Source organism: Microbacterium neimengense (assembly GCF_054782995.1).
In genome coordinates, this window is record NZ_BAAGRK010000003.1 from 419,921 (window position 1) to 433,002 (window position 13,082).

A 13,082-nucleotide genomic window follows, 5' to 3' on the forward strand; every position below is an offset into this window, starting at 1 on the left:
CCCGTTCAGCGCGCCCGTACGGGTGCCAGACTGGACCCGTGAGCACGCACCTGCCCTTCACGAACCCCTACCGGCACGGCTTCGCCCGCGTCGCCGCCGTCACGATCCCGGTCAGCGTGGCCGATCCTGCGACGAACGCGGAGGCCGTGCTCGCCGAGGCGCGCGCCTGCCACGACGACGGCGTCGCGGTCGCACTCTTTCCCGAACTGAGCCTCAGCGGCTACGCGATCGAGGATCTCGTGCTGCAGGACCCGCTGCTGGATGCCGTGGTGGTGGCCATCGAGCAGATCGTCGCCGCATCCGTGGATCTCCGCCCCGTGCTGGCCGTCGGCGCGCCGCTGCGCCACGGCAACCGCCTCTACAACTGCGCGGTCGTCATCCACCGCGGCGAGATCCTCGGCGTCGCCCCGAAGTCGATGCTTCCCACCTACCGCGAGTTCTACGAGCGCCGCTGGTACGCCCCGGGCGACGACCAGCGCGGCGGCGACATCCGCATCGGCGACCTCTACGCGCCGTTCGGACCCGATCTGCTGTTCGAGGCGTTGGATGTGGACGGGCTCGTCGTGCACACCGAGGTCTGTGAGGACATGTGGGTTCCCGTGCCGCCCTCGTCCGAGGCCGCCCTCGCCGGGGCCACGGTGCTGCTCAACCTCAGCGGCAGCCCGGTCACGATCGCCCGCGCCGACGACCGCAAGCTACTCTCGCAGTCCCAGTCGCTGCGCTGCCTGGCCGCCTACGCCTACGCCGCGGCGGGCCAAGGCGAGTCGACGAACGACGTGTCCTGGGACGGCCAGACCATGATCTACGAGGGCGGCCAGCTGCTCGTCGAAACGGATCGGTTCCCGGACGCGACGCGCCGCAGCGTCGCCGACGTCGATCTGGACCGGCTCCGCCAGGATCGCCTGCGCCAGGGCACCTTCGACGACAACCGGCGCTCGCTCGCCGATCGCGTGGGCGCGTTCCGCACGATCCACTTCCGGCTGGACCCGCCCGTCGATCTCACGGGGCTGCGCCGGCCCGTCGCACGGTTCCCGTTCGTCCCGGCCGACCCCGCGCGCCTCGCACAGGACTGCTATGAGGCATTCAGCATCCAGGTCTCCGGACTCGAGCAGCGGATGCGGGCGATCGGGTCCCCGCGCCCGGTCATCGGGGTCTCGGGCGGCCTCGACTCTACCCACGCGCTCCTGGTCGTCGCCCGCGCGATGGATCGGATGGGACGTCCGCGCAGCGAGATCCTCGCGTACACGATGCCGGGCTTCGCGACCGGCGACGACACCAAGTCCAATGCGATCGAGCTCGCCGAGGCGATCGGTGCGACGATCGAGACGATCGACATCCGTCCTGCCGCCACCGAGATCCTGCGCGGGATCGGCCACCCGGCCGCGGACGGCGAACCTCTCTACGACGTCACCTACGAGAACGTGCAGGCGGGGGTCCGTACCGATCTGCTGTTCCGCCTCGCGAACCGGCACGGCGGCATCGTCATCGGAACCTCGGACCTGTCCGAGCTGGCGCTCGGTTGGGCCACCTACGGCGTCGGCGACCAGATGAGTCACTATGCCGTCAACGCCGGTGTCCCCAAGACGCTCATTCAGCACCTCATCCGCTGGGTGATCGCCGACGGCGTCGGCATCGACGAGCGCACGGCCGCCGTGCTGCAGGCGGTCCTCGACACCGAGATCAGCCCCGAGCTCGTCCCCGCCGGAGAGGACGGCAAGGTGCAGTCGACCGAGGACGCCATCGGCCCGTACGCCCTCCACGACTTCACGCTCTTCCACATCCTGCGCTTCGGGATGCGGCCGTCCAAGATCGCGTATCTGGCCGAAGTCGCCTTCGCCGATGCAGAGGCGGGACTCTGGCCGGCCGGCTTCCCCGATGACGAGCGGTACGGCTACCACCGCGAGACGATCGTGCAGTGGTTGCGGGTGTTCCTGAGGCGCTACTTCGGGTTCGCGCAGTTCAAGCGGACCGCGATCCCGAACGGGCCGAAGGTCTCCCCCGCGGGATCGTTGTCGCCGCGTGGGGACTGGCGAGCGCCGAGCGACGGGAACGCCGCCGCGTGGCTCCGCGAGCTGGACGCCGCCCTCGAGGCCTGAGTGCGCCGAAGACCGATCAGTCCTCTTCGGGAGCCCAGGCGAGCGTGATCACGAACGCGTTCCGGGACAGGTCCTGGATCGTGTAGCTCGTCGGTCGATCCCGCACCCACCCGCGGTGGCCGCCCTGATCGAGCTTCACGGCAGTGGCCGACAGTCGCGGCCCGCGCCCGTCCGCGGCGAGCACCGCCTGTGCGCGGCTCCAGTGGGCGAGCAGGTCCAGATCCGTCGCACCCTCCCACATCTGGCTCTGCGCCCGCATCACAGCGCGGGTGTGCGTATCGGGATGCAGGTCGCGCAGGTCGATGCCCACGCGCACGCCGGGTTCGCTGACCGCGACGACATTGGCCGCGCGGTACTCCGCGACCGTCACGATGAGATCGAGCTCCTCGCCGTCGAGCGAGGCGATGAGTCGCGTGTGGTGGCCGAACGTCGTGGGCGCTTCGCGTTCGATGCGCACGGAGGCCGGGTCGACGCCGAGTCGCGCACCGATGATCGCCCGAGCCAGCAGACGCTTGCGGTCGTGCGCGGTGACCGAGGGGTCCCACCCGAGTCGAGCATCGATTCCCGCCGGGGTGTCGAGAACGACCGATTCCATCGCTGCCTCCCGAGATCGCGGGCACAGCCGTCTGCGCCCTGTCTTCGACACTAGCCCGGGCCCGCCACGCGGCGATCGGCCGATCCCGGAAGTAATGGGAATGGGCGGCGGCATCCCCGTCTTGTTCATAGGGAGTGCGCGCACACTGACCGTGCGCAGCAGCGACGAAAGGACATCATGACCCGCATCGGACGCAGCGACCTCGACGTCTTCGGTCTCTCCCTCGGCGGCAACGTGTTCGGCTGGACGGCCGACCGTGACGCCTCGTTCGAGATCCTCGACACGTTCCACGACGGCGGCGGCAACTTCATCGACACCGCAGACGCCTACAGCGCGTGGGTGCCGGGCAACAGGGGAGGCGAGAGTGAGACGCTCATCGGCGAGTGGTTGGCCGCACGCAAGCCCCGCGGCATCGTCATCGCCACGAAGGTGAGCCAGCACCCGGACTTCCGCGGTCTGTCCGCGAAGAACATCCGTGCGGCCGCGGAGGCGTCGTTGAAGCGACTGGGCGTCGACACGATCGACCTCTACTACGCCCACTTCGACGACCCCGAGACGCCGCTCGAGGAGACCGTCGCCGCGTTCACCGACCTCGTGAACGACGGCCTCATCCGTTACACGGCCGTCTCCAACTACTCGGGTGACCGCATCCGCGAGTGGATCGAGCTCGCCCAGGCCGCCGGCGGGCCGCTGCCGATCGCCGTGCAGCCGCACTACAACCTCGTCCACCGCAACGACGTGGAGGAGCACATCATCCCCGTCGCGGAGGAGTTCGACCTCGCGCTCGTGCCCTACTACGGACTGGCGTCGGGGTTCCTCACGGGCAAGTACCGTTCGGCGGATGCGGCGGGTGCCGGTTCGCCCCGCGCCGAGGGCGCCGCCAAGTACGCGACACCGCAGGGCCTCGCCATCATCGACGCCCTCGAGCGCATCGGCGCCGAGCACGGCGCGTCGATCGCGGCGACGGCACTGGCATGGCTCCGCCAGCGGCCCACTGTCGTGGCCCCCATCGCGAGCGCCTCCCGCGCGTCGCAGGTCCCCGATCTGCTCACGAGCGTCGGCGTGACGCTGACCAGCGAGCAGATCGCCGAGCTGGACCGCCTCTCCGCCTGGCAGCCCACCTCCTGAGCACTCCCAGTCGAGCCCGCGACGACCATGATCGTCGCGGGCTCGTCTACGCTCACAGGGTGAGTCTTTTCGGTTCCGGTCCCAGCGACGACCAGGGCAAGCCCTCCGCCACCCGCATCGGCATCTGGATCGCCGTCGCCGGCGTCGGTCTCTTCTTCCTCATCTCGGGGATCATCGGCATCGTCAGCGGGGGCGGCAACTGATGCGCCTGCTCGTCGCAGCGCTCGAGAGCGAGGTGGTCGCCTTCCCGGCAGAGCTCGAGGGATTCGACCGGCTGATCACCGGCCCCGGCAAGCTCCCGGCCGCCGTGAACCTCACGCGCGCGCTCAGCGCCGCCGACTACGAGGAGATCGTGGTGGTCGGCACCGCGGGCTGCCTCGACCCCCTGTTGCAGGGCGATCTGCATGAGATCGCCGGCGCCATCCAGCACGATGTGACCGACCCCGACGGCGTCGTCGGCCAGCACCTGTCGCTGCCCGCGCGGGTCGGCCATGATCGCGAGGGCGTCATCATCGCGACGGGCGACTCCTTCGTCGACGATGCCGAGGCCGTGAAGCTCATTCGCTCGCTCGGCGCCGGCCTCGTCGACATGGAGACGTACGCGTACTTCTGGGTCGCCGCTGAGTTCGGGGTGCCCATCCGCGTTCTCAAGGCGGTCTCCGACAACGCTCAGGACGACGCGATGACCGACTGGGATGCGGCCGTCACCGCCTGCAGCCACATACTGCGCGAGCGCATCCGCGCCGACTACGGGGTCTGATCGCCGATCAGGATGCCGCGTCGGCGACCTTCTGGGAACGACGCCTCGCGCCGAGGTCGGCCACGGCGATGACGAAGGCCACCGCGACGAACAGCGCGACGGTCACCATCCCGAAGCCGTACGCGTCGTGGAACACCACCGCGTCCTCCGCGGTGGTGCCGTCCTCGCGATAGACCGTGGCGTAGAAGAGGGCAAGAGCCACCGCGGTGCCCACAGCGGTGCCGATGCGCTGCCCGAGCTGCCCGACCGATCCGGCGAGGCCCCCATCGCGGACCGGGATGTCGGCGAGGGTGAGGGTCTGGTTGGGCGAGATGACCAGTCCGCCGCCGATACCGCCGACGACCATGACACCGGCCATCACGAACGGCGTGATGGCGTCGGGGACGTACAGCGCCGTGGCGACCAGACCCGCGACGCACGCCAGCACGAGCCCGAGCCCGACGACGACCACGGGTCGCCCGTATCGCACGACGAGCGTGCCGCCGACGAACGAGGAGACCGCGCTGGCGAGGGCGAATCCGATCGTGACCATTCCGGCGAAGACCGGCTCGATGTGCAGGCCGCTCTGCAGGTACAGCGTGGTCAGGAGGAACATCGACGGCGCCGCAGCGAAGTAGGTCGCCTGCAGCAGAGTGCCGTTGCGGTACGAGCCGATCCGGAAGAGCTTCAGCGGGATGAGCGGCTGCTTGCCGATACGGGCATAGCGCTGCTCCCACGCGACGAACCCGGCCGCGAAGAGCACGAACAGCACGAGCAGCCACCACCGTCGCGGATCGTCCCCGGGAGCCCCCGTGGTGAACAGGAACGGCCACATGAGCGAGAGCACCGTGAGCGCGAAGAGGATGACGCCGATGGGGTCGAGGGCGAGCTTGCGGTGCGAGCGAGTGCGTGTGGCGGGCAGGAGGAGGGCTGCCAGCAGGATGGCGATCAGTCCGAGCGGAAGGTTCATCCAGAAGATCCACCGCCACCCGTCCTGAGAACCACCCACGGCGATGAGCAGACCACCGAGCGTCGGCCCGAACGCCGTCGCCACACCGATCGTGGCGCCGAACAGGCCGAACGCACGGCCGCGTTCCTTGCCCTGGAACAGCTGCTGGATCAGCCCGATCACCTGCGGCATCTGGATGCCCGCCGCTGCACCCTGCAGCAGCCGTGCGATCAGCAGCACGGAGGTGTTGGGCGCGAGTGCGCAGACCACACTCATGGCGGTGAACAGCGTGAGTCCGATCAGGAACAGAGCACGGCGGGATCGCTGATCGCCGATGCGTCCCATCGGCACGAGGAACAGGCCGAAGGTGAGCACGTAGCCGGACACGATGAGCTGCAGCTCGGTCGCACCGGCGGAGAAGGCCGTCTCGATCGACGGCAGCGCCACATTGACCTTGGACAGATCGAGGATCGTGAGGCCGGCGACGGCGACGCATACCCAGAACGCTCGCCAGCGCGCGGCGGAACTCAGCGGGATGTCGGTCGTGACCGGGTGAGCCCCAGACGCGCCGGCGGTCGCCACTCTCAGTCCCCGCTGCGACTGAGGGCCGAGCGCAGCACCAGGAAGACGACGAGCGCGACAGCGGCGACGATCACGAGCTTGAAGACGAAGGCGATCACCGAGAACAGCAGGTTGACGAGGAACCAGCCGATCACGATCGATGCGATGACGGCCAGCACCGTCCACAGGGTGTTCTTGCTCACCCTTCCACCTTAGGCGCGCATGCCTGGCCGCGGTCCCGGCTTGCGTCGCACGACGATTCGTCGATCGTCGTCAACGCTGGCGGATGACGCTCGGCCCCTGCGGCGTCGCCTCGATCGTCAGCTGGGCGGGCAGCTGGTCCTTCATCGCCTCGACGTGGCTGATCACACCCACCGTCCGCCCTCCCGCGCGGAGCTCGTCGAGCACGCTCATCGCGAGCTCGAGCGTCTCCGCATCGAGCGAGCCGAACCCCTCGTCGATGAACAGGGTGTCGAGCCGCATCCCGCCGGCGCGCGCGGTGACCACTTCGGCAAGGCCCAGCGCGAGCGACAGCGAGGCGAGGAACGTCTCGCCGCCCGACAGCGACTGAGGCGGGCGCAGCTGGCCGGTGAACGCATCCATGACCTCGATCCCCAGTCCGGATGCGGCGCCGCGGGCGGCCAGCGCGTCGGAGTGGTGGAGGCTGTACCGCCCCGCCGACATCTCGGCGAGGCGTACGTTGGCCGCGGTGACGATCTCCTCCAGCTCGGCCGCCAGCACGAACGTCTCGAGGGTCATCCGCCGGGTGTTCGGTGCGCGCCCCAGCAGGGTGTCGGCGAGACGGGCGATGACCGCCGCATCCTCAGCGAGTTCGGCCACGGATGCGTACGCCGCATCGATGCGGACGACGAGATCGGCGAGCCGGTCGGCCGTCGCCTGGGCACGGCTGAGCTGAGCGATCGCGCTCCCGCGGGCCTCGTCCGCCTCCGCCGCCGCCCGTCGCACCTCGCCGAGCTCGACCTGTTCGTCCGGCACACCGGCGAGTTCGAGCTGCAGCTCGAGCAGCCGCGCCCGCACCAGGGCGAGGTCGCGCTCGTGCGCGTCGACCCGCTCGCTGAGCACCGTCGTCTGCGCCCGCGGTCGCAGGGCGTCGGCGGCCTCCAGAGGATCGGCGAATCCCGCCCGCTCGGCGCCCTCGATGATCTCGGCGAGCGCCGCATCCGCCGCCTCCTGCGCGACGACCAGCGCCGATTGCGCGCTGCGCCGTCGACGCGCGCGATCCCGGCGGGCCACGAGAGCGGCGCGACGGGAGGCCACGTCCTCGAACTCCTCACGCGCCCGCTCGACGGTCTGCGCGATCTCCGCCCGGCGCGCCGACAGCGCGGCGGCCCGCGTGGTCGCCTCCCGCTCGTCGTGGGCTGCGCGGTCGATCGCCGCGGCCAGTTCGCTCTGCTGCGCGTCGAACAGAGCCAGCTCGCGGTCGATGCCGTCGAGGCGGGACTGCGCGTCGCGGGCTCGGCGCAGCGCGTCGTTCGCGTCGGAGAGCAGGCGGTCGAGCTCATCCGGACCGACTGCCCCCGCCACCGCGCGGGCTCCGGTCAGCTCGTCCCTCAGTCCCCGCGCCTCATCGGCTGCTCGGGTCTCGTCCTCGCGTGCCTGCACGACGGCGGCTTCGGCAACGGCGATCGTCTCGTCCGTCACGGCGTCGTCTGCGCGCGGCGCGGGATGCGGGTGCTCGACGGACCCGCAGACGGCACAGGGCTCACCCGGCACCAGGTCGGCGGCGAGCTCGCCGGCGCGCTCCGCGACGCGTCGGCGCATCAGCCGCGCCAGGGCGGCGGATGCTGCGGCGGAGGCGTCGAGCGCGGCCGTGTACGCGGCCTCGGCCGTGGTCAGTCGTGCGTCGAGGTCGGCAGCGCGCCGGCCCGCCTCCTGCCGGTTCCGCGCCGTCTCGACTCCGGTCTCCGCATCAGCGATCCGACTCGCCTCGACGGCGGCTTCGCCACGGGCGGCCTGCAGAGCGTCACGACGCGCGGGCGATTCCGCCCTCTCCGCTGCCAGCCGCGCCAGCGTCTCGCCGGCATCGACGACCGCGCGGCGAGCGGTCTCGAGGTCCGCCTCGAGCGCCTCCAGCTGGCGCTCGCTCTCGGCCGCGGCATCGACACGGGCGAGTTCGCCCGTCAGGGTCTCCTCGGTGGCGTCGAGATCCGCTGCGGGGTCTTCTCCGGCCGAGAGCCACTCCTGCTCGGCCACGGCGGCCTCCGCGGCGGCGGCTTGCGCGGTGACAGCCGTCCGGGCAGCACGCTCGATCGCGCCGCGCAACGCTTCCGCGGCGACCGCTCGATCACGCTCGACGCGGATCTGCGCGACGGCCTCGGCCTCGGCCTCGAGAGCCGCCAGTCGGGCATCCGCCTCAGCGCGGGCGCGCTCCGACTGGAGCTGGTTCTCGCGCAGCGCGAGCTCGGATGATGCCTTCGTCCACAGGTCGTCGGCGTTCGTCCGCGCGATCTCGGCCGTCTCGACGCGGTAGCGCGCCCGTTCGCTCGCGGTGCGCACCGCGTCGCGCCGTGCGGCGAGGTCGTCGGATGCGGGCTGCTCGGCATTCTCGTCGACGAGCAGTTCGGCTTCGGTCAGCAGCGCCTCGGCGTGCACGCCTCGCTCCCGCAGCTGCTGCTGCGTCTCGCGACGCCGGTCGTCGAGCTCACGGGCGTAGTCCTCGTAGCGTCGGGTGCCGAACAGGGTGCGCAGCAGCGCCTGACGTTCATCGTTTCGGGCCAGCAGGAACCGCGAGAACTTGTTCTGCGCGAGCAGGATGACCTGCTGGAACTGCTGCAGATTCAGTCCCAGCACCCGATCGAGGATCTCGGCGACGTCGCGCGGACGCGAAGCGCGGCCGATCCAGGTGCCTTCGACGAGTTCGAACAGTTCGGCGCGCGCCGCCTCCGTCGTCATCCCGCCGCCGCGGAGCTTGGGCCGCGCGTACTCGGGCGAGCGGACGACGCGCCAGCGCACATCACCCACCGTGAACTCGAGGCTGACCTCGGTGGGGTCCTCGGGTGAACAGTGGTCGCTGCGCAGACGTTTGTCGGGACCGTCGTAGCGCGGCACGTTGCCGTACAGGGCGAACGCGACGCCGTCGAGGACGCTCGACTTTCCCGCGCCGGTGCGTCCGGCGATGAGGAAGATGCCGTCGTCGGCGAATGCGTCGAAGTCGACGATCTGCCGGTCGCGGAACGGACCGAAACCCGCCAGTTCGAGCCGGTGGAGCCTCACGCCCCGGCCTCGACGAGAGCGTCCTGCTTCTCGGCGAGCGCGGCGCGCAGCAGCTCCGCCTCGGCGGGCGACGCGGCTTCGCCCTCGCGCACGTGACCGAGGAAGGCGTCGATGAGCTCGCGATCGCTGCGAGCCTGGCGGACGCGCTGCACGTAGCTGGCAACCTCTCCGGCATCCGCGCGGTCGGGGGCATGCGCCACGCTCGCGCAGAACGGGAACCGCTGCTGCAGCCGGCGCATGACATCGCGCTGCGGCAGCGCATCGGTGTACTCGGCGCTCACCCATGACGACTCGGCGTCGGCGAAGCGCGGATCGGTCAGCAGGTCGTCGAGAGGTGCGCGCAGCACCTCGAGACGGCGCGGGATGCTCACATCGCGCCAGGCGACCGACGCGAGCCCGACCTCGTCGAGATCGACGATCCAGACGCCTCGACGACGCCCCTTCTCGCCGAAGCCGTAGTGCAGCGGTGCGCCAGCGTAACGCACCCGGTCACTCAGCTGCTGACGCCCGTGGATATGGCCGAGCGCGACGTAGTCGAGCCCCTCGAACACCGACAGCGGCACGACGTCGAGCGAACCCTGCCGGATCTCGCGCTCCAGCCCCGGCGTCGCCTCGATCCCCGCCGCGAAGCAGTGCGAGACGACCACCGAGCGACCGCCGCGCTCACCGCGGTCGGCGCGCACGAGGTCCATCGCGTGCTGAAGGGTCTGCGCCTGGGTGCGCAGCTCGGCCTCCGGCCACAGATGACGTACCTGTGCCGGAGCGAGGTAGGGGATGCCGTAGACGTGCACCGGGCCGTGCGCGTCGTGCACCGTAATGGGCACGGCGAGGCGGGTGGGATCGGTGAGAACGTGGATGCCGTCGCGCAGCAGCCGGGCCTGGAACCCGAGGCGTGCGGCCGAGTCGTGGTTGCCGCTGGTGACGATCACCTGCGCCCCGGCGTCGCGCAGCCCGACGAGGGCGTCTGTCAGCACGGTGTAGCACTCGGGGGCGGGGGCGGCCGAGTCGAACACGTCGCCGGCCACGACGACGAGGTCGACGGCCTCCTCGCGCACGATCGAGACCATCTCGCTGAGCACACCGCGCAGGGCATCGATCGTGGTGTAGCCGTGGAAGGTACGCCCGATGTGCCAGTCCGAGGTGTGCAGGATCCGCATGTGTTCACGGTACGGGCGGCCCCGGACACGGCGGCGCACCCTCGCCACAGTTCCGAAACATTGCCGCCGTAAGGTGGCGGGCATGGCCATCCGCGACGTCTGCGTCGTCTACATCCTGCGCGGTCATGCGCAGGATGCGCAGGTGCTGCTCGGCTACAAGCGCACGGGCATGGGCCTGGGCCGTGTCGTGGGCATCGGCGGCAACACCGAACCAGGCGAGAGCATCGTCGACGCGGCCGTTCGTGAGGTGCGGGAGGAGACGGGGCTCGAGATCGACCCCGCGCTCCTGGAGCCGGTGGGCCGACTCGTCTACCGCTTCCCCTCCCGCGACAGCTGGTCGCAGCGTTCACACGTCTTCGTCTACCGGGCGCCGGTGGCGGAGCCCGTCGAGACGGACGAGATCGTGCCGGCCTGGTTCGGGCTCGACGCGGTGCCGTACGACCGGATGTGGGACGACGCGCGCCGGTGGCTGCCCGCGGTGCTTCGCGGCGGCACCGCGTACGGGGGCTACACGTTCGGGGACGACCTCGCGACCGTGGTGGCGGAGATGCCGGGCACGCCCGCCGCGTGAGGCTCGGGTGTCCTCGCCCTATGCCGTCAGCCCGTTGAGCTTGCGGATCTGCGCGTCGAACACGGATGCGGGCGCCAGGCGTCGCAGGAGGCTGCCTGCCTTCGCGGCACGGCCGGCGGTGTAGCGCACCTTCGGGTTGGCGACCGTTGCCGCTGTCAGGACGACGTCGGCGACCACCTTCGGCGCGTCAGCGGTGCGCATCGCCTCGGCGAGAACCTTGCGCACGGATGCTCGCTGCTGTTCGTAGGCGGGAAGCGGCGTGTCGCCCCAGCGGGTGTTCGCTTCGAACCCGGTCTTGGTGTAGCCGGGCTCGACAAGGCAGACCCGGATGCCGTTCGTGCGCACCTCGTGGTCGAGAGACTCCGAGTATCCCTCGACGGCGAACTTCGTCGCCGCGTACAGCGACATGAACGGCGCCGGGATGACGCCGAGCACAGAGGAGATGTTGACGATGCGGCCACGACCCGCGTCACGCATGTGGGGCAGGACGGCGTTGGTCATCCGGATCACCCCTGTCAGGTTGATGTCGATCGTCTGCTGAACCTGCGCGATCGACGCCTCCTCCGCAGCGCCCGCCAGTCCCGCGCCGGCGTTGTTCACCAGCACGTCGATGCGACCGAACTTCGCGATGACGTCGGCGACGAGAGCCTCGACCGACCGATCGTCGGCGACATCCAGGCGGGCAAGCCCCCTGTCGTCGGCCGCCGCGTCCGAGTCGCCATTGCGACTGGTCCCCACGACGATGAAGCCGGCCTGGCGGAGAGCGTGTGCGCTCGCCTGCCCGATGCCTCCGCTCGCGCCGGTGACCACTGCCACACGCCGCGCCATCTCGACTCGTTCGCTCATTCGCTTCCACCTTCGGTTCGTTGTCGATCAATTAGAGTATGATCGTAATCCAATCACATCGGCACCGCGTCCTCACGATGCGAATCTCGCCCGGAAGGTTCGATCCTGGAGATCTGATGGCCCGGTACAACAGCGCCCACAAGGAAGCCACGCGACAGCGCATCATCGATCGCGCCGGCCGCCGCTTCAAACGCGAGGGCGTCGACGGAGCGGGGATATCCGCGCTCATGTCCGACGCGTCACTGACCAATGGCGCGTTCTACGCCCACTTCGAGTCGAAGGAGGATCTCGTCTGCGCGGTGGTCAGCGATCAGCTGCAGCGACAGCGAGAGGCCTACGGCGGGGAGCCCTTCACCCGGGAGCGTTTCGAGCAGTTCGCCCGTCTCTACCTGTCGCCGGAACACCGTGCAGATCACGAGGGCGGCTGCCCCTCGGCAGCGCTGCTCGAGGATGTCGTCCACAGCAGCGCACGGACGCGGCACCACTACACCTCGGGCATGCTCGCGATGATCGACGATGTCGCCGCATTCCTGCCCACAGAGGACGCACGCGTGCGTGCCGCAGGGCTCTTCGCATCCATGATCGGCACGCTGCAACTCTCGCGAGCCATCGACGACCCGGAGTTGTCGAGTGCACTGCTGCAGCAGGGACTCGAGGGGATCCTCGATCTCATCGAGCTCTCCTGCGCCGACTCCCTCATCGCGCAGCCCGTGGCGGAGACGCCGGGAACGCCCGCCGCGTAGGGCCTACGCGTTGACCTGCTCGGCGAGGCTCGCCAGCTCCGCGTCATCCGTCTCGATGCCGGCGTCGGAGAACCGCTGACGCAGCACGTCGATGACGCGTTCGATGGGCAGGCCCCTCACGTCGACGCGCGTCTGGTCGATGATGCCGCTCACCTTGTCCTCGCGGGTGGCGATGTGCTGGTCCATGACGGGCTCGTCCTGCGTGCCCTCGGGGAAGGACTCCGTGCTCATTCGTCGTCTCCGGTCGTCAGGTCGGCATCGACGCCCCGGGACGCCTCGTCGGACTCCACGAGTTCCGGCGAAGCCTCGGCGCGCTCGTTCTGCTCGGCTGCCTCCTCGTCGGAGGTGCTCTCCCAGCCCCCGGGCGGGTCGGCGTTGATCACACCCTCTGGCAGATCGCGATCGTCCATGGCGCACTCCCTTTGCTCAGGTTCAGCATCCCGGAACGTGTGCGGGTGGGCTC

The 13,082-nt window shown here is 70.2% G+C and carries 14 protein-coding genes; 6 read left to right on the forward strand and 8 right to left on the reverse strand.

Annotated elements, in window-relative coordinates; translation table 11 throughout:
• Positions 1 to 38 precede the first annotated feature (38 nt).
• A complete protein-coding gene (locus ACYVJS_RS04655) occupies positions 39 to 2,096 on the forward strand; it encodes an NAD(+) synthase (protein WP_460738228.1) in 2,058 nt (685 codons plus the stop codon).
• 16 nt (positions 2,097 to 2,112) lie between these two features.
• On the opposite strand, the gene ACYVJS_RS04660 is transcribed toward ACYVJS_RS04655, so the two are convergent.
• A complete protein-coding gene (locus ACYVJS_RS04660) occupies positions 2,113 to 2,691 on the reverse strand; it encodes a hypothetical protein (protein ID WP_460738230.1) in 579 nt (192 codons plus the stop codon).
• 177 nt (positions 2,692 to 2,868) lie between these two features.
• Between ACYVJS_RS04660 and ACYVJS_RS04665 the strand changes: the two genes are divergently transcribed.
• Genes ACYVJS_RS04665 through ACYVJS_RS04675 form a run of 3 tightly spaced genes read left to right on the forward strand, consistent with a single transcriptional unit; the run spans position 2,869 to position 4,579 of the window.
• A complete protein-coding gene (locus ACYVJS_RS04665; protein ID WP_460738232.1) occupies positions 2,869 to 3,819 on the forward strand; it encodes an aldo/keto reductase in 951 nt (316 codons plus the stop codon).
• 59 nt (positions 3,820 to 3,878) lie between these two features.
• On the forward strand, positions 3,879 to 4,022 hold the full coding sequence (locus tag ACYVJS_RS04670; protein WP_161594077.1) for a hypothetical protein: 144 nt from the start codon (positions 3,879 to 3,881) through the stop codon (positions 4,020 to 4,022).
• Positions 4,022 to 4,579, forward strand: coding sequence for a phosphorylase family protein (locus ACYVJS_RS04675; RefSeq protein WP_460738235.1), 558 nt, complete (start codon positions 4,022 to 4,024; stop codon positions 4,577 to 4,579). Before ACYVJS_RS04670 ends, ACYVJS_RS04675 begins: the two co-directional genes overlap by 1 nt.
• A gap of 7 nt (positions 4,580 to 4,586) precedes the next feature.
• Here ACYVJS_RS04675 and ACYVJS_RS04680 read toward each other — a convergent pair whose 3' ends face one another.
• The 4 genes from ACYVJS_RS04680 to ACYVJS_RS04695 form a co-directional block, all read right to left on the reverse strand.
• Positions 4,587 to 6,089: an MFS transporter gene (locus tag ACYVJS_RS04680; RefSeq protein WP_460738237.1), complete on the reverse strand. Its 1,503-nt coding sequence runs from the start codon at positions 6,087 to 6,089 to the stop codon at positions 4,587 to 4,589.
• 2 nt (positions 6,090 to 6,091) lie between these two features.
• On the reverse strand, positions 6,092 to 6,271 hold the full coding sequence (locus tag ACYVJS_RS04685) for a hypothetical protein (protein ID WP_243233624.1): 180 nt from the start codon (positions 6,269 to 6,271) through the stop codon (positions 6,092 to 6,094).
• 70 nt (positions 6,272 to 6,341) lie between these two features.
• The gene (locus ACYVJS_RS04690; RefSeq protein WP_460738239.1) at positions 6,342 to 9,302 is read right to left on the reverse strand and encodes an AAA family ATPase; all 2,961 of its coding nucleotides are present in this window, start codon (positions 9,300 to 9,302) and stop codon (positions 6,342 to 6,344) included.
• Positions 9,299 to 10,459 carry an exonuclease SbcCD subunit D gene (locus ACYVJS_RS04695; protein ID WP_460738241.1) on the reverse strand — a complete coding sequence of 387 codons (1,161 nt, stop codon included), beginning with the start codon at positions 10,457 to 10,459 and terminating at the stop codon, positions 9,299 to 9,301. The genes ACYVJS_RS04690 and ACYVJS_RS04695 overlap by 4 nt, the downstream gene beginning before the upstream one ends.
• Positions 10,460 to 10,541: 82 nt before the next feature.
• Between ACYVJS_RS04695 and ACYVJS_RS04700 the strand changes: the two genes are divergently transcribed.
• The gene (locus tag ACYVJS_RS04700) at positions 10,542 to 11,030 is read left to right on the forward strand and encodes an 8-oxo-dGTP diphosphatase (protein WP_460738243.1); all 489 of its coding nucleotides are present in this window, start codon (positions 10,542 to 10,544) and stop codon (positions 11,028 to 11,030) included.
• Positions 11,031 to 11,048: 18 nt separating this feature from the next.
• Here the strand turns inward: ACYVJS_RS04700 and ACYVJS_RS04705 are convergent, their stop codons facing one another.
• A complete protein-coding gene (locus ACYVJS_RS04705) occupies positions 11,049 to 11,876 on the reverse strand; it encodes an oxidoreductase (protein WP_460738245.1) in 828 nt (275 codons plus the stop codon).
• Positions 11,877 to 11,992: 116 nt separating this feature from the next.
• Between ACYVJS_RS04705 and ACYVJS_RS04710 the strand changes: the two genes are divergently transcribed.
• The gene (locus tag ACYVJS_RS04710; RefSeq protein ID WP_460738247.1) at positions 11,993 to 12,619 is read left to right on the forward strand and encodes a TetR/AcrR family transcriptional regulator; all 627 of its coding nucleotides are present in this window, start codon (positions 11,993 to 11,995) and stop codon (positions 12,617 to 12,619) included.
• 3 nt (positions 12,620 to 12,622) lie between these two features.
• On the opposite strand, the gene ACYVJS_RS04715 is transcribed toward ACYVJS_RS04710, so the two are convergent.
• Positions 12,623 to 12,850: a hypothetical protein gene (locus ACYVJS_RS04715; protein WP_460738249.1), complete on the reverse strand. Its 228-nt coding sequence runs from the start codon at positions 12,848 to 12,850 to the stop codon at positions 12,623 to 12,625.
• Complete coding sequence (locus ACYVJS_RS04720; RefSeq protein ID WP_460738251.1) at positions 12,847 to 13,029, reverse strand: hypothetical protein; 183 nt, start codon at positions 13,027 to 13,029, stop codon at positions 12,847 to 12,849. Before ACYVJS_RS04720 ends, ACYVJS_RS04715 begins: the two co-directional genes overlap by 4 nt.
• Between the last annotated feature and the right edge of the window lie 53 nt (positions 13,030 to 13,082).